Below are 24,020 nucleotides of genomic sequence, written 5' to 3' on the forward strand. Positions count from 1 at the left end.
GTTCCCCGTTGACGGTCGCCCCGCGTTTCCATGCCGGGCCGTCATGCGCAACCCGAAAAGGCCTTTCGGCGTGCGCGAGCCATTGGTCCGCCCGCCTCGGCTACGGCTTTTCGCTCAGGTGTGAGCGAGTGCAATAGCCGGGTCGCGCCGCGTCGCTGGCTGGCGCTGCCCCAGCACCCACGCCGCCTCGGGGGCGAAGCGATGGACCAGAAGCTCGATCAGCACGGGACCCGCCAGGGCCACCACGAAGACGATCGGGAGGAGACTCCAGAGATCGGCCGGCCCCACGCGCACCACGACCGCGATGAAGATCGAATGCAGCAGGAAGATCGTGAAGGAATAGGAGCCGACGGCCGAAAGTGCCCTCGACCGCGGCATTGCGACCTGCAGGAGGTAGAGGCTGGTCAGCCCGACCCCGAGGCCGGTCACGCCGAACCGCGAAATCGCACTGGTGGCCGAAATCTCCCGCACCGCTGCCCAGAGGAGGATCGCAAACAGGCCCGCGCTGACCGGGACGAGCAGTCGCTGGAGACGGGCGACTTCCTTGCCGAAGCTGTTGATCACCACCCCGAAGGCGAAGAACGGCAAGAGATAGAAAGCCTGCCCAAGGGAAAAGGTCTGAATGTCCCGGATCGGCGTGAAATAGAGGATGAGGCTTGTCGCCATGATCACCGCGACGGCGAGTTGCGGCTTGCGCCAAAGGAGACATTCGGTGACCGCGACGATCACGAACACGACCATGATCGACTGAAGGAACCATAGCTGCGAATAGCCGAAGATCAGCGCATGCGGGGCATCGGCGATCGTCGGCCCGGCCATCCCCGGCACGATCGTCCTGATCGCCAGAAAGACGATGGTCATTGTCACGAACGGGATGAGGAGACGCCGGATCTTTGCCGCCGTGAATCGGGGAAGATTGCCGGGAGTGGCGCGGCGGTAGGCGTAGACATAGCCCGACAGGAAACTGAACAGCGGCATCCGGACCAGCGCGAAGACCTCGTTGAACAAGGCGAGGCCCGCGCTCTGCGTGTCGAGGTGCTGCGTCGCACCGAGCGCGGCGTGGTAACCGACCAGGAACAGGCAGGCGAGACCGCGGAGCGTATCGATGTTCGTCGCCCCCGCGCCGCGTCGACCGGAGGCTGCAACCGGCGTATCTGGACGGTCGGCTCGGACGCTCCGCAGCGTCCCCGCAATGCCCGTGGATGAACCAGAAATACGCAACAAGGCCGACAACTCCCCCAATAAGGGGAGCGCTATACTCACCGCAAACGCCAAGATGGCGTTCCAAGATGGCTTTGATGACGAACCATGATGGGTCTAAACGGCAATTAAACGCCGGTCGAACAGTCATCAATAAAAGAGATACATGACGACGGAGATCGCGTGTCTTGGTGCAGGCGTCCATCATGTTGCCATGAATCTGCATTGCTTTGTCACTTCATCACGATCACCTCAGGCTTGAAAGTTGTCGGGACGACGTTTCGGCGCATGGGGCGAAGAGAAAGCCACGACGCGGGCCTTGAGGCCATGCCAGTTGATCGTGAGGATGTCCCCGCTGGGAAGTCGTCGGCCAAGGTTCCAGATCAACGAGGCCGCCCACTGCCATCCCGTTCGTGGAGGCCGCGAGCACAAGCGCTTCGCTTCAGCTGAAGAAGTGGCGGAGCGAGAGGGATTCGAACCCTCGATACGGTTTTGCCGTATACTCACTTTCCAGGCGAGCGCCTTCGACCACTCGGCCACCGCTCCGCACTTGTTCTTCGTGCCTGGATGGCGGCGCTCTTAGGGGTTGGCGGGCTGGCCCACAACCCGCTTGGGGTTCGCGCCGCGGATCGTTACACCCGCGGACGATGCGTCCCTTCGGTCCTGCCCCGTCCCTGTCCGAGATCGAGGCGCTCGCCGCCGCCGCGCTCGCCCGCCTGCCCGAGCCCTTCGCCGCCACCGCGCGCGAGGTCGTGCTGCTGGTCGAGGAGTTCGCCGACGAAGAGACGCTCACCGAAATGGGGATGGACGATCCCTATGAGCTCACCGGCCTCTATGTCGGCCGCCCACTGACCGAGCGCAGCGTCGACGACAGCGGCCGGCTCCCCGACCAGGTTTTCCTCTATCGCGCGCCGATCCTGCTCGAATGGTGCGAAAGCGAGGAAACGCTCGAGCATCTCGTCGCCCATGTCGTGATCCACGAGATCGGGCATCATTTCGGCCTGTCGGACGACGACATCCACGGGCTCGAGGAAGCGGCGGGCGAATGAGCCTGCTCGTCCTCGAGGACGTCGCCTGCTGGCGTGGCGGGCGGCTGCTGTTCGAAAGCCTGTCGCTGGCCCTGGCGCCCGGCGAGGCGATGCTCGTCACCGGCCCCAACGGCACCGGCAAGTCGAGCCTCCTGCGCCTCGCCGCCGGCCTCCTCCGTCCGCTCGCCGGCCGGGTCACCGCCGCGCCCGGCGCGCTGGCCGACGAGCGCCCAGCGCTCGATCCCGAGCTTGCCCTCGAGCGCTCGCTCGCCTTCTGGGCGGTGCCGAGCGCACCGACCCCCGCGCAGGCGCTCGACGCGGTCGGCTTGGGCGGGATCGCCGAGGTCCCCGTCCGCTTCCTCTCGACCGGCCAGCTCCGCCGTGCGGCCCTTGCCCGGGTCCAGGTCGTGGGCGCGCCATTGTGGCTGCTCGACGAGCCCGCCAACGGCCTCGACACCGCCTCGGTCGAGCGCCTTTCGGGTCTGATCGCGGGCCATCTGTCCGGCGGCGGCGCGATCCTCGCCGCCTCGCACCAGCCACTTCCCGGCGCCGACTGGCGGACGCTGGAGCTACGGCCGTGATCCGCCGGCTCGTCGCTCGCGATCTTCGCCGTGCGCTCGGCGGGAGCGCGCTCCTGCCGATCATCTTCTTCCTGCTCGTCGCCGCGCTCGTTCCCTTCGCGGTCGGCCCCGACGCCAGGCTCCTCGCGCGCGTCGGCCCCGGCCTGATGTGGGTCGCCGCGCTCACCGCCGCGCTGCTGCCGGTCGAGCGGCTGGTCGAGCCTGACCGCGCCTCTGGCCACCTCGACCAGCTGGCCTTGCGCGGCCTCAGCATGGAGGAAGTCGCGCTGGCGAAGGTGCTCGCCCACTGGCTGAGTTTCGGCCCGCCACTGCTGCTGGCCGCCGTTCCGGGATCGGTCCTGCTCGGACTACCCGCCGAGGCGCTCACACGGACGCTCGTCACGCTCGCGATCGGGACCCCGGGCCTCGCCGCGCTCGCGATCGCGGTCGCCAGCCTCACCGCCGGCCTTCGTCAGGCCTCCGCACTCGGCGGCCTTCTCCTCCTCCCGCTCGCCATTCCCCTGCTGATCTTCGCTGCCAGCGCGGCCGGCGATCCACGCGCGGGCGCACTCCAGCTCGAAGCCGCGGTCAGCCTGTTCCTGGTGATCGGCGCGCCCTTTGTCGCGGGCGCCGCCATGCGCGCGGCCCGGACCTAGTCCTTCACCCAGCGTGCGAACAACGCGGTCGGTAGCAGCAGCCCGCGCGCTTCCTCGCGCATCGCCATCTCGCCGACCTCGACCCGTCCGCCGAGATGCGCGAGCTTCTGGTTCAGGAGCACGCCGAGGCTGATCGCACTCATTCGCACCGCATAGACCGTGAGCACAAGGAACCGGCTGTTCTCGTCGAGCAGCCGCCCGCAGTCCTCGATCAGTCCGGCGAGCTGCTCCTCGAGCCGCCACACTTCCCCCGTCGGGCCACGCCCGAATTTGGGCGGATCGAGGAGGATCCCGTCGTAGCGCCGCCCACGCCGCACCTCGCGTGCGGTGAATTTGGCGGCATCGTCGATCATCCAGCGGATCGGCCGGTCGGACAGCCCTGACAGCGCGGCATTTTCCTTGCCCTGCTCCACGCTCTTCTTGGACGCGTCGACATGGGTCAGCCGCGCCCCCGCCTCGCTCAACAGGAGCGTCCCCACCCCGGTATAGCCGAACAGGTTCATCACCTCGGCGCCATCGGCGCGCGCCCGCATCCAGTCCCATTGCGGCGCCATGTCGGGGAAGAAGGCGAGATGCCGGAAATTGGTCAGGCTCGCCTCGAACCGTACCCCGTCGCGCTTCAGGTTCCAGCCACCCGGCACCACCCGGTGCTGGACCCAGCGTCCGCCGCCATCCTCGTCGCTGCCGGGAACGAACGTCGCATCGGGATCCCACTGCTCGTTCGCCGGCGCCCACATCGCCTGCGGCTCGGGCCGAGCGACGGTGAACCGCCCGTAGCGCTCGAGCTTGGCGCCATTGCCGCTGTCGACGAGGCCCCAGTCGGCCCAGGGTTCGGCGACGATGGTTAGGAGTCCGCTCATGCCGCCCTCGCCGCCGGAAGCCCGAGCGTCGCTTCGGCCGGTCCGCTCGCCAGCATCGCCGAGCCCGCCGCACGGACCCGGTCGACATCGAGCGCGTCGAGCTTTGCCAGCAGTTCGGCGCGCGGGATCAGCCGCCCGTGGGTCAGCCACTGCCGCGCCGCCTGCGCCGCCTGCCCCCACGGCGTCTCGAGCGCCATCGCCTGCCCGGCACGCACCTGGATCCGCGCCCGGTCGAGTTCGCGCTGTTCGAGCCCCGCCGCCGTTTCGGCCAGCGTGTCCGCGATCAGCGCCTGCGCCGACCGGCCTTGCTCGCGCGCCGTCGCGGCATGGACATGGAGGAGCCCGATCTCGTCATGCGGGTGAAGCCCCGCGCTCACCGTATAGGCCAACCCCCGCTCCTCGCGCACCGCCTGGAACAATCGCGACGAGGTCCCGCCGCCGGCCACGTCGGCGAACAGCCGCGCGGCCAGATACTCCTCGCCGTGGATCCCGGGGCCCGCATGGCCGAGCGTCAGCTGTGCCTGGTCCGCCTTGGCCCGCCCGCGCCGCCGGTGGCCCGTGAACCGCCCCGCCACGGGCTTGGGCGCGGTCCCGCCGGCAAGCCCGCCGAAATGCCGCTCCGCCAGGGCAACCACCGCCTCATGCTCGACCGCGCCCGCCGCCGACAGCACCATCGAGCCGCCGCGATAATGCGTGTCGCGCCAGCCGAAGAGGTCCGCGACACCGATCCCGCGCACGCTCTCCTCGCTGCCGAGGATCGAGCGCCCGAGCGGCTGGTCGGCAAAGGCCGCGCTCCACAATTGATCGAAGATGATGTCCGACGGCGTGTCCTCCGCCTCGGCCAGTTCCTGCAGCACCACCTCGGCTTCGCGCACGAGATCGTCCGCGTCGAAATGCGGCCTGGCGATCAGCGCCCCGAGCAGTTCGACGCCAAGCGCGACATGCTCGCCCAGCACCGCCGCGGTGAAGCTCGTCCCGTCGCGCTCGGTGCAGGCGTTGAGCTCGCCGCCGACGTCCTCGATCGCCTCGCTCAGTGCCCGCGCCGAGCGGCCGCCGGCGCCCTTGAACACCATATGCTCGAACAGGTGTGCAAGCCCGTTCAGCCGCGCCTCCTCGTGCCGCGAACCGACGTCCGCGAACAGCGCGATGCTCGCGGTCTCGAGCCCCGGCATCGCCCGGGTGATGACCGTCAGGCCATTGCCGAGCTGGCTGACCGCGCTCATGCCTTGCGCCACCGGGCACGCAGCGCGACGCCGTAAATGATGAGTGCGATGGCCGCGAAGGCGAACCACTGCACCATGTAGCTGCGATGATTGTTGGGGATTTCCGACAGGTCCGGCCCCGGATTGGCCGACAGGCCGGCCAGCGGCGGATCGGCCACCACCATCGCCGGGGCCGGGCGGTGATCGCTCAGCAGCCGGAGGAGCGAGCGGCTGTCGGGCGCGGTCGACAGATATCCCGTGACGAGCCCGCCCTTCCACGCCGGCAGTGCTCCGGGGCGTGCCTGGGTCCCGAGCTGCACCGCGATCGGCTCGCCGAGCGACGAGCGCCGGCATTGGGCGATCACCCGGAAGCCATATTTGCCCGCCCCCGCGAGATCGGGCGTCGCGGCATCCTCACAGTCGAGGCGAACGGGCCGCAGCTGGTTGAGCGAAAGATCGGTGCCGCGCGCGAGCGTAAGCTGCGGCGCATCGACGTTGCGCGCGAAGCGGGCGATCAGCGCCTCCTTCTCTTGCCCGCGGTCTCGCTGCCACAAGCCGAGCGCGATCATCACCGCCACCGCCGCCAGGACGACGATCGTCGCGAACACCGGAACGCGCCTCATTGGACCAGCCGCCCTTCATGCGCGGCATTGCGATATTCCGCACCGAGCAGCCACCCCTTGGCCAGCCGCAGCCCGCCGAGCGTCAGCCCGAGCCCCAGCGGGAGCCAGACGAGATGGACCCACCAGGCGGGCTCGAGCGCGGCGTCGAGCCAGACCGCGCCGATCACCAGCAGCGCGCCGACGATGAGAATGAGGAAGGCCGCCGGCCCGTCGCCGACGTTGAACTGCGCGAAGTCGAGCCCGCAGCGCTCGCAGCGGGCGCGAAAACGAACAGGGCCGGCGAACAGCCGGCCCTCGTGACATTGGGGGCAGCGACCGGCGAGCACATCGCCCGCCGGTCCCGTGTTCGAAATCAGCCGTGCCACTCGGCGCCCCAGCCGCCCCACAGGTAGATGGAAACGAACAGGAACAGCCAGACGACGTCGACGAAGTGCCAGTACCAGGCCGCTGCCTCGAAGCCGAAATGCTTCTCGGGGGTGAAATCGCCCTTCTTGGCGCGGATGTAGCAGACGATCAGGAAGATGGTCCCGATCAGGACGTGCGCGCCGTGGAAACCGGTCGCCATCATGAAGGTCGAGCCGTAGACGTTGCCGCCGCTGGTGGTGGTGAAGCCGAACGGCGCGTGGGCATATTCATAGGCCTGGATCGCGCTGAAGATCGCCCCGAGGATGATCGTCAGCAGGAGGCCGGTCTCGAGGCCCTTGCGATCATTGTTGATCAGGCTGTGGTGCGCCCAGGTGACCGTGGTGCCCGAACAGAGCAGGATCAGCGTGTTCAGGAGCGGGAAGCCGAGCGGGTTGATGACCGCCATGTCCTTGGGCGGCCAGACCCCGCCGACAGCGTCGACCGCGCTCGGGAAGAGCGCGTTGTCGAAGAAGGCCCAGAACCAGGCGAGGAAGAACATCACTTCCGAGGCGATGAACAGGATCATTCCGTAGCGCAGGTGGAGCTGCACGATCGGGGTGTGATCGCCGGCATGGCTCTCGTGCACCACGTCGCGCCACCAGCTGAACATCGTCAGCAGCACGCCCGCCGCGCCGAGCAGCAGAACGAACTTGCCGTAGGGATTGTCGTGCATCGTGAGCACGCCGCCTGCGGTCAGCGCGAGCCCCGAGAAGGCACCGATCAGGGGCCACAGGCTCGGGGGCAGGATGTGATACGGATGGTTGCGCGTCGCGGCCATGGGTCCTCGAAAGCTCGAAATCGTGAAAACTGCGCCCGCGCTCTAGCGAGCCTCGGCGCGCTTTTCCACCGGATAAAAAGTGTAGGACAGCGTGATCTCGTCAATGTGCGCCGTGGCGGGGTCGGTGCGGATCTTCGGATCGACGAAGAACACCACGGGCATCTGCACTTTCTGGCCGCCGTGCAGCGTCTGCTCGGTGAAGCAGAAGCATTCGAGCTTGCTGAAGTATTGGCCGGCGATCTCGGGCGAGACGTTGAAGCTCGCAGTCCCCGTGGTCTCGCGCGCGGTCAGATTCTTGGCGCTGTAATAGGTCACGATCCGCTCGCCCGGTACGACCTTGGTCAGCCGCGTCTCGGGCTTGAATTCCCACGGCATGGCCGGCGAGACATTGGCATCGAAGCGGACCCCGACCGGAGCCAGCGCGGCCTGCGCGCCGGGAGCCGCATCGGCCCGCATCGGCGTACCCCCGAAGCCCGTCGCCTGGCAGAAGATCCGGTACAGCGGCACGCTCGCATAGGCGAGGCCGAGCATGAATAGCACGAAGGCGACCGCCCGCAGCGCGACCGTCCGGTTGCGGCGGGCGAGATCGGGCGCCGCCGCGCTGGTCACCGATTCACCGTCATCTTGGCGATGGTGATGAAGAAGGTCAGCGCGATGAAAGCGAACAGGAGCATCGCGGTGGTCTTGGCCGCCTTGCGCTGCCGCGCGCGGACCACTTCGTCCTCGGGCAGGCTCACAGGAAGCGGTCCACGACCAGCGCGCCGAACACCGCGAACTGATAGACGATCGAGAATTTGAACAACGCCTTCTCCGGTCCCATGCCCGCCGCTTCGGTCGCCTTGTTGGCCAGCACCCGCAGGCTCAGGAACAGGAAGTAGACGCTGAGCACGCTCGCCACGACCCCGTAGATGGGCCCGGTCAGGCCGAGCGGCCACGGCGCGATCGCGACCGCCGCCATCGGCACCGAATAAAGCGCGATTTGCCGCCGCGTGGTCTCGATGCCCGCCACCACCGGGAGCATGGGCACGCCGGCGTTGGCGTAATCGGTCTTCACAAACAGCGACAGCGCCCAGAAGTGCGGCGGGGTCCACAGGAAGATGTTGAGGAACAGCAGCACCGGCAGCAGCTCGATCTTGCCGGTCGCGGCAACCCAGCCGATCAGCGGCGGGAAGGCGCCCGCAGCGCCGCCGATGACGATGTTCTGCGGCGTCCGGCGCTTGAGCCAGACGGTGTAGATGCCGACGTAGAAGAAGATGGAGAAGGCGAGGATCGCCGCCGCGAGATGATTGGCGGCAAGGTCCATCAGGACGACGCTGCCCGCGCTCAGGCCCACCGCAAACTGGAAGGCGGTCTGCGGGTCGAGCCGACCGCCGGGAAGCGGCCGCCCGGCGGTCCGCTTCATCTTGGCGTCGAGGTCGGCCTCGTACCACATGTTGAGCGCGCCCGCCCCGCCCGCGCCGAGCGCGATGCACAGGATCGCGGTGAAGGCCAGCACGGGGTGCATGGTCCCGGGCGCGGCCAGCAGGCCGGCGAGACCGGTGAAGACCACCAGGGTCATGACCCGGGGCTTGGTCAGCGCGAACAGGTCGCGCCAGTCGGCCGGAAGGTCGCGGGTGGGGACGGCAATGCTCATGGATGGGCGCCCTATAGTCCGCTTTACGTGGCAGCGAAAGGCGGCATAAGGTCGTTGCATGACCAATGGATTATTGATTGCGATCAGCAGCTTGGCGCTCGCCGCCGGCGTTGCTCAGGCGACCCTGCCGAGCGCCGCCGCTCCCGCCGCCCAGGCTCCCGCCAAGGAAGACCTCGTCCGCGTCGCGCTCGACACCGAAAAGGGGCGAATCGTCCTCGATCTCGACCGCGGCCGAGCGCCGGTCACGACCGCCAATTTCCTCCGCTACATCGATGCCGGGCGCTTCGACGGAATCACCTTCTACCGCGCCATGCCCTACGGGAAGGACAATGGCCTCATCCAGGGCGGCATCACCAGGGACGCCAAGTTGCTCTACCCGGCGATTGCCCACGAGCCGGCGAGCAAGACCGGGATCCGACACGAGCCCGGCACCATCCTCATGGCCAATGCCGGGCCGGGCACCGCGAAGAGCGACTTCTTCATCACGATCGGCGCCATCCCCTTCGGCGACGATTTCGCGCCCTTCGGCCATGTGGTCGAGGGCATGGACGTGGTGAAGGCGATCTTCGCCTCGCCCACCGATCCCGAAAAGGGCCTCGGCGCAATGAAGGGGCAGATGCTCTCGCCGGGAATCAAGATCACCGCGGCCAAGCGGGTCGCCGGCTAGCGCGCGGGTGCGGGCGCCTTGCCGTCCGCGCCGATCACCGTGCACGGACCGTCGGCATAGCGGCACCCGGGCTCGCGCGTCGGGTCGACCATCGTCTGGCCCGCCTGCGCCGTTCGGGCCGGCACCGGCTCGGGCGGCGGGGTGATCGAGGTGAAGGTGAAGAAGAAGATCGTCACCAGCGCCGCCAGCCCGAGAATGACGACCTTCGCCTTGCGCGAGGGCGGCTCGACCTCGACTTCATAGGGCCGCGGCGGCTGCCAGTGCGTCGCGCGCGGCCGCGGGCGCCGATAGCTCTGGTCGGGTCCGGTGAAGATCGGCCCGGGCTTGGGCGACGCCCGTTGCCGGTCATAGGCCGCCCGCGTGTCCGGGTCCTTGAGGCAGGCATAGGCCTCGTTGATCGCCTGCGCCTGGATCGCCGCATCGTCCGACCGGTTGATGTCGGGATGATAGCGCCGCATCAGCGTGCGATAGGCGAGACGGATCGCGGCATCGTCGGCACCGCGCTCGACCCCGAGGGTCGCATAATAGTCGCCCGAGGCTTCCATCTTTCAGCAGGATAGCGAGCGGGACTGCTCGGGCCAAGGGCGTCCTTAACCCTAACCGCTGGGACTGACGTTAACCTGGAGCAGCTAAACGGGCTGCATGTTTCATCGATCGATCAGCGTCCCCATGGCCACCCGCGCCGAGATCATTGCCGCCTTCAGCTATGCCCTCGACCTCACCGAAGGCCAGCCCGCCGGCCATTGCATCCGCGCCTGCTGGATCGGGATGCAGGTCGGCCGGGCCCTCGGCCTCCCCAGGCGCGACCTCGGCGACCTCTACTACACCCTGCTCCTCAAGGACCTTGGCTGCAGCAGCAACGCGGCGCGCATCTGCGAGCTCTACGAAGCCGACGATCGCGCCTTCAAGCAGGGCTACAAGACCGTCGGGACCAGCCTCGCCGCCACCCTGCACTTCGTCTTCAGCAAGACCGCCCGCGGAAAGCCGCTCGGTCGCCGCCTGTCGGCGATCGGCAACATCCTGAGGAACGGCGACGAGATTGCGCAGGAGCTGATCGTCTCGCGTTGCACCCGCGGCGCCGACATCGCCCGCACGCTGCGCTTCTCGCCAGTGGTATGCGAGGGCATCTACCGTCTCGACGAGCATTGGGACGGCTCGGGCCGCCCGGGCCGGCTCCAGGGCTTCGCGATCCCGCTCGTGTCGCGCATCGCGCTCCTCGCGCAGGTGGTCGACGTCTTTCACGGCCATGCTGGGCCCGAGGCCGCACTCGACGAGGCCCGCCGCCGCAGCGGCATCTGGTTCGATCCCGACCTCGTCCGCGCGCTCGAGGAAGCCGCGCTGAGCCCGACCTTCTGGACCAACCTCGGCTCGCCGACGCTCGAAGGCCGGGTCGTCCGCCTCGCGCCCATGGACGACACAGAGCGCTTGGGTGAGGATTATCTCGACGCCATCGCCGACGCCTTCGGCCAGGTGATCGACGCCAAGAGCCCGTTTACCGCCGGACATTCGCAGCGCGTCGGCGACCTGTCCGGGCGGATGGCCCGCGCCTTCGGTCTCGATTCCGACCGCGCGCGCTGGCTGCGCCGCGCCGCGGTTCTCCACGATGTCGGCAAGCTGGGCGTCTCGAGCGCGATTCTCGAAAAGCCCGCCGGTCTCGACGAACGCGAGTGGCAGGAGATGCGCACGCATGCCACCCACACTCGCGCCATCCTCGGCCGGATCGGCGCGCTCGCCGACATCGCCGACATCGCCGCCGCCCACCATGAGCGGCTCGACGGCACCGGCTATCCCCTCGCCCTTCCCGCCGCCGCGATCGGCCGCGAGACCCGGATCATCACCACCTGCGACTATTATGACGCGCTGACCTCGGACCGCCCCTATCGCGCGGCGATGTCGGTCGACGAGGCGCTCGCCACGATGGACGCCGCCGCCGGCACCGCGCTCGACCCCGATTGCCTCGCCGCGCTCAAGCGCAGCCTCTGACCGCCGTCGCCTGAAACGAGAAAGGCCGGCCCCGCATCGCGCGGGACGGGCCTTTCTCTTGTTCGGGTCCGGACTGCCTCAGTCGATCTTCGGCAGGGTCTCGAACTGGTGGAACGGCGGCGGGCTCGGGAGGGTCCACTCGAGCGTCGTCGCACCTTCGCCCCAGGGATTGTCCGGCGCCTTCTTGCCGCCGATCAGCGACCAGATGATGTTGCCGAAGAACACCGCCATCGAGGCCACGGTCACGAGGTAACCGATCGACGAGACGTAGTTCCAGTAGGCGAACGCCGGGGTGTAGTCCGGGATACGCCGCGGCATGCCGTCGAGGCCGAGGAAGTGCTGCGGGAAGAAGATCAGGTTCACGCCGACGAACATGACGAAGAAGTGCAGCTTACCGAGCGGCTCGTTGTACATCTTCCCGCTCATCTTCGGGAACCAGTAGTAGAAGCCCGCGAACAGGCCGAACACGGCACCGAGCGAGAGCACGTAGTGGAAGTGCGCCACCACGTAATAGGTGTCGTGCATGTAGGTGTCGACGCCGCCGTTGGCGAGCACGACGCCGGTCACGCCGCCGACGGTGAACAGGAAGATGAATCCGATCGCAAACAGCATCGGGGTCGGGAAGGTGATCGACCCGCCCCACATGGTCGCGATCCAGCTGAAGATCTTCACGCCGGTCGGGACCGCGATGATCATGGTCGCGGCGGTGAAGTACATCTTCACGTTCACGTCGAGGCCGACGGTGAACATGTGGTGCGCCCAGACGACGAACCCGACCACGCCGATCGCGACCATGGCGTAGGCCATGCCGAGATAGCCGAAGACGGGCTTGCGGCTGAAGGTGGCGATGATCTGGCTGACGATGCCGAACGCCGGCAGGATCATGATGTACACTTCGGGGTGGCCGAAGAACCAGAACAGGTGCTGGTAGAGCAGCGGGTCGCCGCCGCCGCTCGCGTCGAAGAAGGCCGTGCCGAAGTTGCGGTCGGTCAGCAGCATGGTGATCGCGCCCGCGAGCACCGGCAGCGCCAGCAGCAGCAGGAAGGCGGTGACCAGGATCGACCACACGAACAGCGGCATCTTGTGCAGGGTCATGCCCGGCGCGCGCATGTTGAAGATGGTGGTGATGAAGTTGATCGCGCCAAGGATCGAGCCCGCACCGGCGAGGTGGAGCGCGAAGATGGCGTAATCGACCGCCGGCCCGGCCGAGCCGCTGGTCGAGAGCGGGGCATAGACCGTCCAGCCGGTGCCCGCGCCAATGCCGGTGCCGCCGCTGGTGAAGGTCGAGAGGATGAGGCTGCAGAAGCCCGCCACCGTCAGCCAGAAGCTGACGTTGTTCATGCGCGGGAACGCCATGTCCGGCGCGCCGATCATGATCGGCACGAACCAATTGGCGAAGCCGCCGATCAGCGCCGGCATGACCATGAAGAAGACCATGATCAGGCCGTGGCCGGTGATCAGCACGTTCCAGTGGTGATAGGCCTCGTCGATGTTGGCGCTGCCCGCGCCGATCGGCCAGGCCTTGGTCAGGATCTGGATGCCCGGCTCGGCGAGCTCGGCGCGCATGATGCCCGACAGCGCGCCGCCCACGATCCCCGCGATGATCGCGAAGATGAGGTAGAGCGTGCCGATGTCCTTGTGGTTGGTCGACATGAACCAGCGGGCGAAGAAGCCCGGGTGGCCATGGTCGTCATGGGCATGGTCGTGCGCGTGGTGCCCCTCGGTCGGGGTCAGCTTCAGCGTGTCGGCGGTGGTGGCCATCTTGGGTCCGCTTCTCGAAGATTAGTTGGCCGCGCCGGCCGCGGGGGTCGCAGCGGGGGCGGAAGAATTGGCGGGGGCGGCGGCGGGCGTCGGCGCGGCGGTCACCGCGGCCGGGCTCACCGTGGTCGAGCCGGTGCTGTCGGGCGCCGCGGCCGGGGTCGCGCCCGGCATGGTCCCGCCCTTGGTGGCGACCCACTGCGCGTAGCGCTCGGGAGTCACGACCTCGATCGCGATCGGCATGAAGCCGTGGCGCGCGCCGCACAGTTCGGAGCACTGGCCGAAATAGACGCCGGGGCGATCGACCTTGACCCAGGTCTCGTTGAGGATGCCCGGGTTGGCATCGGTCTTGATCCAGAAGGCCGGCATGGCGAAGCTGTGGATCACGTCGTTCGAGGTGACGATGAACTTCACCACCTTGCCCGCCGGGATCACCAGCCGCTCGTCGACCGCGAGCAGCTTGGGGCCGTCGGCGTCGGTGCGGAACTTGGCGCCGGCCGGCTGCTCGCCCTTTTCGTGGAGCATGTTCGAGACGATCTCGAAGCCGCCGTTGTCCGGATACTGGTAGGTCCAGTACCACTGGTTGCCGACCACCTTGACCGTGAGGTCGGCGGGCGGCGGGCTGTACTGGTGGCGGATGAGGCGGATCGACGGAACCGCGATCGCGACCAGGATCAGCACTGGCGCCAGCGTCCAGATGACCTCGACCACCGTGTTGTGGCTGGTGCGGCTCGGGACCGGGTTCGCGCCGCGGCGGAACTTCAGGATCACGTAAATCAGCAGGATCAGGACGACCGCGCTGATGATCGCGCACAGCACGAGCAGCCAGTTGTTGTGGAAGGCGGCGGCCTCCTTGCCGACCGGCGAGAACTGGTCCTGCAGGCCCGCGCGGCCATCGGGAACGCCGATGCCGGGGGTCGGCGCGGCATGCTGGAAGGCGGGCGCGGCGCCGGTGGCGGGCGCAACGGCGCTCGCACCCGGGGTGGGATCGGTCGCGGTCGCAGCAGGCGTCGCGGCCGGATTGGCGGCGGCGGCGCTCGGGCCGGCCGGGGTCGCAGCTTGCTGCTGTTCCTGCGGAGCCGCCGTCGTCGCCGTCTGTCCCTGGGCGGCCGCGGGAACCATCCCGGCGGCAGCAAGCGCAATCAACCAATTTCTCAAGTTCATCTCAGCCCCGGTCACAGGTTCAAGCCATCGGTCGACCCGGCCGGGCCACCTGAAATCGGCGGCCTTATAGGCAGGGGTTCCCGCACGCTCAAGCGCTTGTCTGTGCCCGCCGGGCTGCCATAGAACAACCCATCCGAAAAGCGGTGTCCGATCCGCCGGGGGAAGGGGCCAAAACAATGACCGAAAACGATATTCTGGCCGAGTTCCGGGCCGCCGAGGCGCTTCTCGAGGGTCATTTCATCCTTTCCTCGGGTCTTCGGTCCCCGCGCTACCTCCAGTGCGCGCGAGTCCTGATGGATCCGCGTCGCGCCGAACGGCTCGCCACCGCCCTCGCCGAGCGCATCGATCCGTCGCTCCGTGCCCAACTGCAGGCGGTCGTCTCGCCCGCGATGGGCGGGGTGATCATCGGCCACGAAATGGGCCGCGCGCTCGGCCTCCCGGCCATGTTCGTCGAGCGCCCGACCGGCACGTTCGAGCTGCGCCGCGGCTTCCGCCTCGAGCCCGGCACCCGGGTCCTGATGGTCGAGGACGTCGTCACCACCGGCCTTTCGAGCCGCGAGGCGATCAGGGCGATCACGGCGGCCGGCGGCGAGGTGATCGCGGCCGCCGCGCTGGTCGACCGATCGAACGGCACCGCCGACCTCGGCGTCCCCTTCACACCCCTCATCCGCCTCGACGTCCCGACCTACGAAGCCGACGCGCTTCCCCCCGACCTCGCCGCCATCCCCGCGATCAAGCCCGGCAGCCGCGCCGCGTGATCATGCCCCTCGCCGCCGCCGCTGCGCTTGCCGCCGCTCCGCTCGGCGCGACTGTCGACAAGATTGCCGCCGACAGCGGCTTTGCCGGCGAGATCCTGATCGGCAAGGGCGACAAGATTGTCCTCAACAATGCCTATGGCGCCGTTGCACCGAGCGGCAAAGCGAAGCACCAGGTCGGCGCGCACTGGCGCCTCGCCTCGATCACCAAGCAGGTCACGGCCACGCTCTTCCTCAAGGCCATGGAAGAAGGTCGCGTGCCCGGGTCGCTCGATACTCCGATCGACGGGCTCGGCGACGTCACCTGGCGAATGCTGCTGACCCACCGCAGCGGTCTTCCCAACCCCGACGAAACGCCCAAGGATGCCGCGGGTGTGCCGGCTTTCTACAACCAGCCGCTCACCCAGGCGATCGCCCATTGCTCGTCGCGGCCCGGCAAACCCGGCGCCGACTTCGCCTACAACAATTGCGATTATCTCGTCCTTGGCGGCGCGGTCATGGGTCGCAACCTGCTCGCCGACCCACAAGGGTGGCGGGGCTGGCCCGCGGGCATGACCATGGCGCGGCCGGGCGAGCTCGGCGTCCCCGGCTTCGTCGCCGGCAAGCCCGAACCGCGCTTCCGGCTCGATACCTTCTCGACCTCGGGCGGCCTGATCGGCACCGCTCGTGACGTCTTTCGCTTTGACCGCCAGCTGATGACCGGCAAGCTCCTTTCGCCCGCCGCCCGCGCGCTGATGTGGACTGCGGAGGGCGGTCGCAGCTATCAGGCGCTCGGCCAATGGGTCTTCCCCGGCAAGCTCGAGGGCTGCGCCGACCCCGTGCAGATCGTCCAGCGCGACGGCGAGATCCAGGGTGTGCAGGCGCGCAACTTCATCCTCCCCGACAAGGACGTGGCAGTGGTCCTCTTCACCAATCGCAGCAGCGACGATTTCGCGCTCGGCGAGGTGTGGCAGGGCAAGGGGTTCGTCTACGACCTGCTCTCCGCCGCCGCCTGTCCGACCGCATGATTGAACAATAGGATTTCGCCTGTCATGCCGGTCCGGGGGGCGCTTGCCTCGCGCTCCGGGGCGAGGCGAGCCAGGGTCACAGTACGTGACTTTCGCCGTGACCCTGTACGAAGGGGGATGGGGTCACTAAATCGCAGGGGGATCCTGGGACCTTTAGTGATGCACCGCCGATGACCTTTCCCCTCCGACTCGGCGTCAACATCGACCATGTCGCGACCATCCGGAACGCCCGCGGCGGCGATTTTCCCGATCCGGTCCGCGCCGCGCACATCGCCGAGGCGGCCGGCGCGCAGGGCATCACCGCCCACCTCCGCGAGGACCGCCGCCACATCCGCGACGACGACCTCGTCCGCCTCAAGAACGAGATCGCCCTCCCTCTCAACCTCGAGATGGCCGCGACCGAGGAGATGCTCCGGATCGCGCTCCAGACCCGCCCCCACGCCGCCTGCATCGTCCCCGAGAAGCGCGAGGAACGGACCACCGAGGGCGGGCTCGACGCCGCCGGCAAGCGCGACCACCTCGCCCGTTTCTGCGACGAGCTCGGCGCCGCGGGCATCCGCGTCTCGCTCTTCATCGAACCCGAGGCGGCGCAGATCGACGCCGCCGCTTCGCTCGGCGCGCCGGTGGTCGAGCTTCACACCGGCCGCTACGCCCATCTCCCCGAGGACGGCCGCGAAGCCGAACTGAAGCGCCTCGCCGACGCCGCCGCGCTTGCCGCCAAGAACGGGATCGAGCCCCATGCCGGCCATGGCCTGACCTTCGCCAACGTCGTCCCCGTCGCCGCCATCCCGCAGCTCGCCGAGCTCAACATCGGCCATTTCCTGATCGGCGAAGCCATCTTCGTCGGCCTCGAAACCAGCATCCGCCGCATGCGCGACCTGATGGACAGCGCGCGTTGATCGTCGGCCTCGGCTCGGACCTCTGCAACATCGAGCGGATCCAGAATTCGCTCGACCGCTTCGGCGAGCGCTTCCTCAACCGCGTCTTCACCGAGGTCGAGCAGGCCAAGGCCGCGCGCCGCCCCTTCACCGCCGCGGGCACGCTGGCCAAGCGCTTCGCCGCCAAGGAAGCCTTCTCCAAGGCGGTCGGGACCGGCTTCAAGCGCGGGGTCTTCATGAAGGATATCGGGGTCGTCAATCGACCAAGCGGCGCCCCCACGCTACAGTTGGATGGAGGGGCCCGGGCGCGGCTTGACGCGCTCACCCCTGCGGGCCACGCCATGCATGTGCATCTGACCATGACCGACGATCACCCCTGGGCGCAGGCCTTCGTGATCCTCGAGGCCGTCCCCCTTTCGGAGAGTTGAGTGAGCGAGACCGTAGTCCAAAAGGCCGAGGCCGCTTCGCAGGCGCCCGCCGCGACGCCCGACGACAAGGCGCCGCCGGCCGACAAGGGCTCGGCCCTGTGGCGCGAGATCAAGGGTCTGTTCTGGGTGCTGATCGCGGTGCTGCTGTTTCACAGCTTCGTCGCCAAGCCCTTCTACATTCCCAGCGAATCGATGATGCCCAACCTGCTAAAGGGCGACCGGCTGGTGGTCAGTAAGTATCCCTACGGCTGGTCGTGGGTGAGCCCAAGCTTCTACGTCTGGCCCGAACAGAAGGGCCGCATCTTCGGCAGCCTTCCCAAGCAGGGCGACATCGCCATCGTTACCCCGCCCGGCCGCAAGGAAGACTGGATCAAGCGCGTGATCGGACTTCCCGGCGACACGATCGAGGTTCGCGGCGGCCGCCTCATTCTCAATGGCGTCCCGGTCAAGCGCCAGATCCTTCCGCCGCGCCTCGTGCCGGTCGACGCCAACGCACCCTGCTCGCCCGTCCAGTTCGCCGGACGGCTCGTGCAGACCGGCAATGGCCAGTTCGCCTGCTCGCTGCCGATCGTCCGCGAGACCCTGCCCGATGGCGCGACCTATGACACGGTCGACCTCGGCCAGTCGCAAGGCGACGACTTCGGGCCCGTCACCGTTCCCGAACGCCACGTCTTCCTGATGGGCGACAATCGCGATCGCAGCGCCGACAGCCGCTACACGCTCGACGAGGGCGGCCTCGGCGGACCGGTGCCGTGGGAGAATATCGGTGGACGGGCCGAGTTCGTCACCTTCAGCCTCGACGGGCAGGCGGAATGGTGGAACCCGATCAGCTGGTTCACCAGCCTGCGCGGAGGCCGAGCCGGCACCAGCCTTCGCTCCGGGGTCTGAGCATGACCGGGGGGCAGGAGATCGCAGGGCACGTCGAGCTTCCCGGACCGACCGAATTCGAGGACCCGCTGGTCCGCACCGAGTTTCGCAAGGCGTGGGTCTGGATCGGCTCGATCCTCGCCGTCGCCGCGCTGATCTTTCTCTCCAAGCCACTGCTGCTGATCGTCGGCGCAATGGTCTTCGCGGTGCTGCTGGACGGAGGGACGCGTCTCCTCGGTCGGGTTCTCCCTATAAAGCGCGGCTTCCGGCTCGCCATCGTCACGCTCGCCGCCTTCGGCTTCCTCGGCTGGGTTCTCTACACGGCCGGCTCGACCTTCGTCGGCCAGTTCGCCGCGCTCGCCGCGACCATCGAGACGCAGGCGCTCCGGCTCTACGCCTGGGCAATGCAGATCGGGCTCGTGCCGCAGGGACCGGTCGAACATTTCACCGACGTGCTGCGCGGGCTTGCCAGTAACCTCGGCGGCGGGGCGATCTCTGCAGGGACCAGCGGCTTCGGGCGGCTGACCAGCGCGATCGGCGGGTTCGTCGCGGCGCTGACCAACGCCTTCCTGATCATCGTCCTCGGCATCTTCCTCGCGACCGAGCCCAAGGTCTACGACCGGGGCGTCGCGTGGATGATCCCACTCCGCCACCGCGGCGAATATTATCATATCCTCGCGAGCGTCGGCTTCACGCTTCGCCGGCTGCTGTTCGGCCGCCTCGTCGGCATGCTGGTCGAAGGGATCTTCACCTTCTTCATGCTCTGGGCAGGCGGCGTGCCGATGGCAGCCCTGCTCGGCCTGATCACCGGTATCCTTGCGTTCATTCCCAATGTCGGGGCGATTGTCTCGGGACTGCTGATGGTCGCGGTCGGCTTCTCGGCCGGGACCGATCAGGGAATCTGGGCGATCGTCACCTACTTCGCCGTCCAGAACATCGACGGCTATCTGATCCTGCCCTACATCGCCCGCAAGACGGTCGACCTGCCGCCCGCGATGGTGCTGGCGGCGCAGCTGGTCTTCGGCGCCCTGTTCGGCTTCCTCGGACTGCTGCTCGCCGACCCCATCATGGCGACGCTCAAGGTGACGCTCGAGAAGATCTCCGAGCGAAAGGGCGTTACTGACCCGGCGGCAGCTGGCCACCCTGCTGCTGCATTGCCTGCAGCGCCGCATTCGCCACCACCCGCTTCACCGTGATCTCGAAGTCGAGCGGGCTGTTCGGCGGGATCTTCGAACCCGGGGGCGGATTGGCGCCGTAGGCGAGCGCGCCGGGGATGCGGATCTTGTAGCGACCGCCCTGCTGCATGTTCTGGAGCGCCTCGGCAAAGCCCGGAACGACCTGACCGACGAGCAGCGGCGCGTCCTGCGCCTCGTCGAACTTGGTCCCGTCGGGCGTGGTCCCGACATAATCGATCAGGACACCGTCCATCGCGGTGATCTTGGGACCTTGGCCAGGCTTGATCGTCCGGATTTCGAGGCCGCTCGGCTTCACCTCGGGTCGCATCGGCGCGGCGCCCGCCCAGGCAAGGGCAGCGCCGGCCAGCACCAGCAGGATGAGCCCGAAGGCAAGCCGCAGCTTGGTGCCGGCGGCGACGGGGCGGATCGGGACCTGGGTGACGCTCATCGGGATGTTCTCGCTGGCTGGAGCACAAATGGAAAGGCCGCCCGGTAAGGGGCGGCCTTGATACCGGTCAAGAGTGAGCCGGCCGGAACCTTACCGGGCGCCTTCACGCTCGGCGCGCTTGCGCTCGAGCTTGCGGGCCCGGCGGATCGCTGCGGCGCGCTCACGCGCGCGCTTCTCCGACGGCTTCTCGTAGTGACGGCGCAGCTTCATCTCGCGGTAGACGCCCTCGCGCTGCAGCTTCTTCTTGAGCGCGCGCAGCGCTTGGTCGACATTATTGTCGCGAACGATGATTTGCATAAAAGGTCCGTCACTCCATGTCTTAAAGGTTGCGCCCACGCCGCGCCTTTCAAGAGCGGCTAGGCATCGCACCGACCTCGACCAGAGCCGGAAGGTACAGGCGACCAAAGCGGTCCGCGCAGGCACGTCGCCCGCCGGAAGGGCAGGCACCTAACAGCGATGACCCGATTCGACAAGCGGCGTTCCGCGACTGCGACGAAACGCCGAGTCCGCGCGGTCGGACGAGGGCCGGCGCGCGCAATGGTTATCGCGTGTTAACCTATTGGCATGTATACGACTTTCTGCACTTTCGATTTTCCGGGGGCACGAATTCATGAGCTTCAATCGCCGCGACATGCTGCGCAATCTGGGCCTCGGCGGCGCGGCCGCCCTGGTTTCCGGCGCAGCGCTCGCCGCGGATTTGCCCGGCCTCATTGCCGGGCAGAAGGCGCTGACAAGCGAGCCGCTGGTGCCCGTGACCCCGGTCGCGACCGTTCCGGCGAATGTTGCGTCGATGCCGGCCGCGCCTGTCGGGGTCGATCCCGCGCTCTTCGCCCGAGCCAAGGACGCGCTCGAGCGGCACCGCAATTCGCTTCGGCACACCGACAAGATTGGCGTGGTGGATTTTTCCAAGGCGAGCCGCGAGGCGCGCTTCCACGTGGTCGATCTGGCCAATGGTCAGGTCGCGAGCCATTTCGTCGCGCACGGCCGCGGGTCGGACACCGGCCACACCGGTTTCCTCGAGCAATTCTCGAATGCGTTCGGTAGCAATGCGACGTCGAACGGCGCCTATTCGAGCGGCGACTTTTATCAGGGAAAGTACGGGCTCTCGATGAAGGTCGATGGGCTCGACTGGACCAACAACAATGCCCTGGGCCGCGCCATCGTCGTCCACTCGGCCTGGTATGCCGAGCAGGACATGATCGCGCTCCATGGGAAGCTTGGGCGTTCGGAAGGCTGTTTCGCCTTCGGCCAGCAGAGCCACTTCGAAGTGATGCGGCAGCTTGCCGACGGACGCCTCATCTACGCCGACAAGATCGCCTGACTTTCAGCGGGCGCTGAGAAGAAAGAGGGCTCCGGCGCTGTCGCCGGAGCCCTCTTTTGTTATTTGGCCGCCGACTTGACCGCGGGCTTGGTCCCGCCGTCGCGGTCCATCAGCGCGGCCATCACCGGCGCGTCGCGCTTGTAGAGGTCGGTGTACTTGACGATGCTGCCGTCGGTCAGGGCCGCGACCGAGAAATAGACGATGTAGACCGGCACCTTCTTCACGAAATTGGCCTGCACGGTCTTGTTTGCCGCGAGCGTGGTCTGGACCCGCTCGGCATTCCACTCGCCGCCATCATCCGCCAGCAGCTGGCTGGCGAGATCGAGAATGTCCTTGGTGCGGATGCAGCCATGGCTGAAGAACCGCGCCTGGCTGTCGAACAGGCCGCGATTGTTCGTGTCGTGCAGATAGATGTTCTGCGGATTGTACATCACGAACTTCATCTTGCCGAGCGCATTGCCCGGGCCCGGCGGCTGCCGCCAACGCTGGACCTTTCCGTCCTTGCCCTTGACCGCGACATAGCCCTTCTTGCCGGCAACGTCGCTCGACAGGCTCGGCGGCACTTCCCACCAGGGATTGAGGATCACGCCGGTCGCCTCGACCGCGAGCTGCGGGGTCGGGGTCTTGGTCGCGCCGGCAATCGCCTTGTTCTTCCAGCGCGTGACGCCGTTCTCGACCAGCGTCGCATGCTCGCCCGGCACGTTGACGATGATGTAGCGGCTGCCGAGGTCGCGCGGCAGCCAGCGCCAGCGATCCATGTTGAGACGGATCTTGGCGACGGTCGCAGTGTCGGTCTTGCTCGCCTTTGCCAGTGCCTGGCGGAGCGACCCATATTGAGGATGGGTCGGAAGCAGGCCGTCGAGCACGGCGGCAATCCCCTCGCCCGCGAACGCCTGGTCAAGGAGAGTCCGGCTGCGGCCCTCGGGCATGTCCGGATCCTTGACGAACCACTGCACCCGGGCCGAACCGCGGACGTGGCCGAGCGCCACATCCTTGGCGAGCTTGTCGAACGTGCTGGTGGCGACCGCCGAATAAGCGACCGGGTCGCCAGCCTTCAGCGCCGCGTCGAGCACCGCCGGATCATAGTCACGCGGATCGAGCCCCTCCTTGCCGACACCGCGGATGTAGCTCAGCAACTCGAGCACCTGCGGTGCCTGCCACACCGGTGGCGGAAGCTGGACCACCGGCGGCGCAACCACCGGCTGCACCGTCGTGGCAGCCTGACCGGGCGCGGGCTGCGGCGCGAGCGGATCGGTCGTCGGAGGCGTCGACACCACCGGGTTCGCCGGCGTTCCTGCCGGGCGCGTCTGCGCCAATGCCGTGCCGGCGCTCAACGCCAGAACCACCGAAGCCACCGCATACCCACGCATTGTCGCCACCCTTCGCTCTTCCTTATCGGCGGGCCTTCTGCCCTTGCCTCCTGTTACCCGAGATGAACGTCATTCTCCAGTGTCCGGCAGGCCACATTCGACCTCACGCAACAGTCTTTTCGTCTTGTTGCTCCAAGGCTTAGCTTGGTCTGGCCTTTAATTGCCGATTGCGCCATAGCGACCGCTTGGCAAGCGGCCCGGCCGACGCCATCCCATCCTAAGTTTGCAGTCCCAGGAGTTTTCTCGGTTGGTCATCGACGCCCATATCGCCCAGGACCCGTCGGGCGGCGATCGCCGTGGCCTGCCGCGCGCGCCGGTCGATCTCGAGGCGCATGTCCGAGAGATGGGGACGACAGGGACCGAAGCGCGGGTGCTCAACATCTCCGCCGAGGGCTTCATGGCCGAAACCAGCGCGGAATATGAGGTGGGTGCGCGGGTCTGGCTGCTCCTGCCCGGCCGCGAACGGGCAAGCGCGGTGGTGCGCTGGACCGCCGCGGGCAAGCTCGGCGCACAGTTCGCCGAGCCGCTCAGCGAGGATGCGCTCGCCCAGCTCGGCGGTTAGCTTCGGTCGCGCCGCTTGAGGGCGCGCTGGACCGTCGGCAGCATGCCGGTGACGATCCGCTTCACGCCTTCGAAATTGGGATGCACGCCGTCGCCGAGCAGCAGTGCGCGATTGCCGACCACGCCCTGCAGCATGAACGGATAGAGCTCGGCGTCATATTTGCGTGCGAGCGTCGGGAAGATGGCTTCGTAGCGGCGACGGAAATCAGGCCCGAGATTGGGCGCGGCGAGCATGCCGGCGACGAGGATCGGAATGCCCTGCCGATGGAGTTCGCCGAGAATGGCGTCGAGATTGGCTTCGGTGATCTTGGGATCAACCCCGCGCAGCATGTCGTTGGCACCAAGCTCGACGATCGCCAGCGTTGGCTTCTGCCCGAGGCGCTGAAGAGTCCAGCCGAGCCGCGCGCGCCCGCCCTGCGTGGTGTCGCCCGACACGCCCGCGTCGTGGACGGTCGCCTTGAGGCCGTGCCGGCGAAGGCTGTCCTGGAGCTGCGGCGCGAAGCCGAGACCACGGCCAAGGCCGTAGCCGGCGGTCAGGCTGTCACCGAAGGCAAGGATCAGCGGCCCCTCGCTCGCCTTGTCAGCGGTCGGCTGCGCAGTCGCGGCAGCAACGGGGGCGGAGGCGATCATGAAGGGAAGCAGGAACCAGCGGTGCACCCCCGCCATGTAGGCCATTGCCGATGCCCTTCAAGC

General features: G+C 67.8%; 29 protein-coding genes and 1 tRNA gene. 13 read left to right on the top strand and 17 right to left on the bottom strand.

The window, feature by feature from the left end; all coding sequences use genetic code 11:
* Positions 1–114: 114 nt before the first annotated feature.
* Positions 115–1,224, bottom strand: coding sequence for an acyltransferase family protein (locus ABD693_RS03385; RefSeq protein WP_344695594.1), 1,110 nt, complete (start codon positions 1,222–1,224; stop codon positions 115–117).
* A 431-nt stretch (positions 1,225–1,655) separates the two neighbouring features.
* A tRNA-Ser gene (locus tag ABD693_RS03390) sits at positions 1,656–1,746 on the bottom strand.
* A 101-nt stretch (positions 1,747–1,847) separates the two neighbouring features.
* On the opposite strand from ABD693_RS03390, the gene ABD693_RS03395 reads away from it, so the two are divergent.
* The 3 genes from ABD693_RS03395 to ABD693_RS03405 are packed head-to-tail and all read left to right on the top strand — an operon-like array spanning position 1,848 to position 3,444.
* Positions 1,848–2,249, top strand: coding sequence for a metallopeptidase family protein (locus tag ABD693_RS03395; protein ID WP_344695595.1), 402 nt, complete (start codon positions 1,848–1,850; stop codon positions 2,247–2,249).
* Entirely contained in the window at positions 2,246–2,809 is a 564-nt protein-coding gene (gene ccmA / locus ABD693_RS03400; RefSeq protein WP_344695596.1) for a heme ABC exporter ATP-binding protein CcmA, read from the top strand. Before ABD693_RS03395 ends, ccmA begins: the two co-directional genes overlap by 4 nt.
* Positions 2,806–3,444, top strand: coding sequence for a heme exporter protein CcmB (locus tag ABD693_RS03405; protein WP_344695597.1), 639 nt, complete (start codon positions 2,806–2,808; stop codon positions 3,442–3,444). The genes ccmA and ABD693_RS03405 overlap by 4 nt, the downstream gene beginning before the upstream one ends.
* Here the strand turns inward: ABD693_RS03405 and ABD693_RS03410 are convergent.
* Genes ABD693_RS03410 through ABD693_RS03445 form a run of 8 tightly spaced genes read right to left on the bottom strand, consistent with a single transcriptional unit; the run spans position 3,441 to position 8,945 of the window.
* A complete protein-coding gene (locus ABD693_RS03410; RefSeq protein ID WP_344695599.1) occupies positions 3,441–4,304 on the bottom strand; it encodes a class I SAM-dependent methyltransferase in 864 nt (287 codons plus the stop codon). The genes ABD693_RS03405 and ABD693_RS03410 overlap by 4 nt on opposite strands.
* Positions 4,301–5,527, bottom strand: coding sequence for a M16 family metallopeptidase (locus tag ABD693_RS03415; RefSeq protein ID WP_344695600.1), 1,227 nt, complete (start codon positions 5,525–5,527; stop codon positions 4,301–4,303). Before ABD693_RS03415 ends, ABD693_RS03410 begins: the two co-directional genes overlap by 4 nt.
* Positions 5,524–6,129: an SURF1 family protein gene (locus ABD693_RS03420; protein ID WP_344695601.1), complete on the bottom strand. Its 606-nt coding sequence runs from the start codon at positions 6,127–6,129 to the stop codon at positions 5,524–5,526. The genes ABD693_RS03415 and ABD693_RS03420 overlap by 4 nt, the downstream gene beginning before the upstream one ends.
* A complete protein-coding gene (locus ABD693_RS03425) occupies positions 6,126–6,494 on the bottom strand; it encodes a DUF983 domain-containing protein (RefSeq protein WP_344695602.1) in 369 nt (122 codons plus the stop codon). The genes ABD693_RS03420 and ABD693_RS03425 overlap by 4 nt, the downstream gene beginning before the upstream one ends.
* Positions 6,482–7,312 (bottom strand): cytochrome c oxidase subunit 3, encoded by an 831-nt coding sequence (locus tag ABD693_RS03430; protein ID WP_344695603.1) that lies wholly within the window; start codon positions 7,310–7,312, stop codon positions 6,482–6,484. The genes ABD693_RS03425 and ABD693_RS03430 overlap by 13 nt, the downstream gene beginning before the upstream one ends.
* Positions 7,313–7,354: 42 nt before the next feature.
* Entirely contained in the window at positions 7,355–7,921 is a 567-nt protein-coding gene (locus tag ABD693_RS03435) for a cytochrome c oxidase assembly protein (protein WP_344695604.1), read from the bottom strand.
* Complete coding sequence (locus ABD693_RS03440) at positions 7,918–8,049, bottom strand: hypothetical protein (RefSeq protein ID WP_344695605.1); 132 nt, start codon at positions 8,047–8,049, stop codon at positions 7,918–7,920. The genes ABD693_RS03435 and ABD693_RS03440 overlap by 4 nt, the downstream gene beginning before the upstream one ends.
* Entirely contained in the window at positions 8,046–8,945 is a 900-nt protein-coding gene (locus ABD693_RS03445; RefSeq protein WP_344695606.1) for a heme o synthase, read from the bottom strand. The genes ABD693_RS03440 and ABD693_RS03445 overlap by 4 nt, the downstream gene beginning before the upstream one ends.
* Before the next feature lie 58 nt (positions 8,946–9,003).
* On the opposite strand from ABD693_RS03445, the gene ABD693_RS03450 reads away from it, so the two are divergent.
* Entirely contained in the window at positions 9,004–9,612 is a 609-nt protein-coding gene (locus tag ABD693_RS03450; protein WP_344695607.1) for a peptidylprolyl isomerase, read from the top strand.
* Here ABD693_RS03450 and ABD693_RS03455 read toward each other — a convergent pair.
* Positions 9,609–10,157 carry a J domain-containing protein gene (locus ABD693_RS03455; protein WP_344695608.1) on the bottom strand — a complete coding sequence of 183 codons (549 nt, stop codon included), beginning with the start codon at positions 10,155–10,157 and terminating at the stop codon, positions 9,609–9,611. The two genes, ABD693_RS03450 and ABD693_RS03455, sit on opposite strands and share 4 nt — an antisense overlap.
* Positions 10,158–10,281: 124 nt before the next feature.
* Here ABD693_RS03455 and ABD693_RS03460 point away from each other — a divergent pair, with 124 nt between their 5' ends.
* Entirely contained in the window at positions 10,282–11,595 is a 1,314-nt protein-coding gene (locus tag ABD693_RS03460; protein WP_344695609.1) for an HD-GYP domain-containing protein, read from the top strand.
* Between the two features lie 78 nt (positions 11,596–11,673).
* On the opposite strand, the gene ctaD is transcribed toward ABD693_RS03460, so the two are convergent.
* Positions 11,674–13,356 carry a cytochrome c oxidase subunit I gene (gene ctaD / locus ABD693_RS03465; protein ID WP_344695610.1) on the bottom strand — a complete coding sequence of 561 codons (1,683 nt, stop codon included), beginning with the start codon at positions 13,354–13,356 and terminating at the stop codon, positions 11,674–11,676.
* A gap of 21 nt (positions 13,357–13,377) precedes the next feature.
* Complete coding sequence (coxB, locus tag ABD693_RS03470; RefSeq protein WP_344695611.1) at positions 13,378–14,475, bottom strand: cytochrome c oxidase subunit II; 1,098 nt, start codon at positions 14,473–14,475, stop codon at positions 13,378–13,380.
* Positions 14,476–14,693: 218 nt separating this feature from the next.
* Here coxB and pyrE point away from each other — a divergent pair, with 218 nt between their 5' ends.
* The 6 genes from pyrE to ABD693_RS03500 all read left to right on the top strand — a co-directional run bounded on the left by pyrE (position 14,694) and on the right by ABD693_RS03500 (position 19,648).
* Entirely contained in the window at positions 14,694–15,275 is a 582-nt protein-coding gene (gene pyrE, locus ABD693_RS03475; RefSeq protein WP_344695612.1) for an orotate phosphoribosyltransferase, read from the top strand.
* A 2-nt stretch (positions 15,276–15,277) separates the two neighbouring features.
* Positions 15,278–16,279: a serine hydrolase domain-containing protein gene (locus ABD693_RS03480; protein ID WP_344697564.1), complete on the top strand. Its 1,002-nt coding sequence runs from the start codon at positions 15,278–15,280 to the stop codon at positions 16,277–16,279.
* A gap of 170 nt (positions 16,280–16,449) precedes the next feature.
* Positions 16,450–17,178, top strand: coding sequence for a pyridoxine 5'-phosphate synthase (locus tag ABD693_RS03485; RefSeq protein WP_344695613.1), 729 nt, complete (start codon positions 16,450–16,452; stop codon positions 17,176–17,178).
* Complete coding sequence (gene acpS / locus ABD693_RS03490; protein ID WP_344695614.1) at positions 17,175–17,585, top strand: holo-ACP synthase; 411 nt, start codon at positions 17,175–17,177, stop codon at positions 17,583–17,585. Before ABD693_RS03485 ends, acpS begins: the two co-directional genes overlap by 4 nt.
* Positions 17,586–18,473: a signal peptidase I gene (gene lepB, locus ABD693_RS03495; RefSeq protein ID WP_425567245.1), complete on the top strand. Its 888-nt coding sequence runs from the start codon at positions 17,586–17,588 to the stop codon at positions 18,471–18,473.
* Between the two features lie 2 nt (positions 18,474–18,475).
* On the top strand, positions 18,476–19,648 hold the full coding sequence (locus ABD693_RS03500) for an AI-2E family transporter (protein ID WP_344695615.1): 1,173 nt from the start codon (positions 18,476–18,478) through the stop codon (positions 19,646–19,648).
* Here the strand turns inward: ABD693_RS03500 and ABD693_RS03505 are convergent.
* Positions 19,569–20,075 carry an FKBP-type peptidyl-prolyl cis-trans isomerase gene (locus ABD693_RS03505; protein ID WP_344695616.1) on the bottom strand — a complete coding sequence of 169 codons (507 nt, stop codon included), beginning with the start codon at positions 20,073–20,075 and terminating at the stop codon, positions 19,569–19,571. The two genes, ABD693_RS03500 and ABD693_RS03505, sit on opposite strands and share 80 nt — an antisense overlap.
* Positions 20,076–20,165: 90 nt before the next feature.
* Entirely contained in the window at positions 20,166–20,372 is a 207-nt protein-coding gene (gene rpsU, locus ABD693_RS03510; protein WP_029941857.1) for a 30S ribosomal protein S21, read from the bottom strand.
* Between the two features lie 313 nt (positions 20,373–20,685).
* On the opposite strand from rpsU, the gene ABD693_RS03515 reads away from it, so the two are divergent.
* Entirely contained in the window at positions 20,686–21,396 is a 711-nt protein-coding gene (locus ABD693_RS03515) for a murein L,D-transpeptidase catalytic domain family protein (RefSeq protein ID WP_344695617.1), read from the top strand.
* Positions 21,397–21,455: 59 nt separating this feature from the next.
* Here the strand turns inward: ABD693_RS03515 and ABD693_RS03520 are convergent, their stop codons facing one another.
* On the bottom strand, positions 21,456–22,766 hold the full coding sequence (locus ABD693_RS03520) for a L,D-transpeptidase family protein (protein ID WP_344695618.1): 1,311 nt from the start codon (positions 22,764–22,766) through the stop codon (positions 21,456–21,458).
* A 247-nt stretch (positions 22,767–23,013) separates the two neighbouring features.
* Between ABD693_RS03520 and ABD693_RS03525 the strand changes: the two genes are divergently transcribed.
* Positions 23,014–23,328, top strand: coding sequence for a PilZ domain-containing protein (locus ABD693_RS03525; protein WP_344695620.1), 315 nt, complete (start codon positions 23,014–23,016; stop codon positions 23,326–23,328).
* Here the strand turns inward: ABD693_RS03525 and ABD693_RS03530 are convergent.
* Positions 23,325–24,002, bottom strand: a complete 678-nt coding sequence (locus ABD693_RS03530; RefSeq protein WP_344695621.1) for an arylesterase — start codon at positions 24,000–24,002, stop codon at positions 23,325–23,327. The two genes, ABD693_RS03525 and ABD693_RS03530, sit on opposite strands and share 4 nt — an antisense overlap.
* Positions 24,003–24,020: the final 18 nt, after the last annotated feature.

The sequence above is a fragment of the Sphingomonas rosea genome, assembly GCF_039538065.1.
GTDB lineage: Bacteria > Pseudomonadota > Alphaproteobacteria > Sphingomonadales > Sphingomonadaceae > Sphingomicrobium > Sphingomicrobium rosea.

Bases quoted from the DNA above. Each gene is read 5' to 3' on its own strand.
- ABD693_RS03395 (WP_344695595.1), top strand. From the start codon at position 1,848: ATGCGTCCCTTCGGTCCTGCCCCGTCCCTGTCCGAGATCGAGGCGCTC.
- ccmA (WP_344695596.1), top strand. From the start codon at position 2,246: ATGAGCCTGCTCGTCCTCGAGGACGTCGCCTGCTGGCGTGGCGGGCGG.
- ABD693_RS03410 (WP_344695599.1), bottom strand. From the start codon at position 4,304: ATGAGCGGACTCCTAACCATCGTCGCCGAACCCTGGGCCGACTGGGGC.
- ABD693_RS03415 (WP_344695600.1), bottom strand. From the start codon at position 5,527: ATGAGCGCGGTCAGCCAGCTCGGCAATGGCCTGACGGTCATCACCCGG.
- ABD693_RS03420 (WP_344695601.1), bottom strand. From the start codon at position 6,129: ATGAGGCGCGTTCCGGTGTTCGCGACGATCGTCGTCCTGGCGGCGGTG.
- ABD693_RS03430 (WP_344695603.1), bottom strand. From the start codon at position 7,312: ATGGCCGCGACGCGCAACCATCCGTATCACATCCTGCCCCCGAGCCTG.
- ABD693_RS03445 (WP_344695606.1), bottom strand. From the start codon at position 8,945: ATGAGCATTGCCGTCCCCACCCGCGACCTTCCGGCCGACTGGCGCGAC.
- ABD693_RS03450 (WP_344695607.1), top strand. From the start codon at position 9,004: ATGACCAATGGATTATTGATTGCGATCAGCAGCTTGGCGCTCGCCGCC.
- ABD693_RS03455 (WP_344695608.1), bottom strand. From the start codon at position 10,157: ATGGAAGCCTCGGGCGACTATTATGCGACCCTCGGGGTCGAGCGCGGT.
- ABD693_RS03460 (WP_344695609.1), top strand. From the start codon at position 10,282: ATGGCCACCCGCGCCGAGATCATTGCCGCCTTCAGCTATGCCCTCGAC.
- ctaD (WP_344695610.1), bottom strand. From the start codon at position 13,356: ATGGCCACCACCGCCGACACGCTGAAGCTGACCCCGACCGAGGGGCAC.
- coxB (WP_344695611.1), bottom strand. From the start codon at position 14,475: ATGGTTCCCGCGGCCGCCCAGGGACAGACGGCGACGACGGCGGCTCCG.
- pyrE (WP_344695612.1), top strand. From the start codon at position 14,694: ATGACCGAAAACGATATTCTGGCCGAGTTCCGGGCCGCCGAGGCGCTT.
- ABD693_RS03480 (WP_344697564.1), top strand. From the start codon at position 15,278: ATGCCCCTCGCCGCCGCCGCTGCGCTTGCCGCCGCTCCGCTCGGCGCG.
- ABD693_RS03485 (WP_344695613.1), top strand. From the start codon at position 16,450: ATGACCTTTCCCCTCCGACTCGGCGTCAACATCGACCATGTCGCGACC.
- ABD693_RS03500 (WP_344695615.1), top strand. From the start codon at position 18,476: ATGACCGGGGGGCAGGAGATCGCAGGGCACGTCGAGCTTCCCGGACCG.
- ABD693_RS03505 (WP_344695616.1), bottom strand. From the start codon at position 20,075: ATGAGCGTCACCCAGGTCCCGATCCGCCCCGTCGCCGCCGGCACCAAG.
- rpsU (WP_029941857.1), bottom strand. From the start codon at position 20,372: ATGCAAATCATCGTTCGCGACAATAATGTCGACCAAGCGCTGCGCGCG.
- ABD693_RS03515 (WP_344695617.1), top strand. From the start codon at position 20,686: ATGAGCTTCAATCGCCGCGACATGCTGCGCAATCTGGGCCTCGGCGGC.
- ABD693_RS03520 (WP_344695618.1), bottom strand. From the start codon at position 22,766: ATGCGTGGGTATGCGGTGGCTTCGGTGGTTCTGGCGTTGAGCGCCGGC.
- ABD693_RS03530 (WP_344695621.1), bottom strand. From the start codon at position 24,002: ATGGCCTACATGGCGGGGGTGCACCGCTGGTTCCTGCTTCCCTTCATG.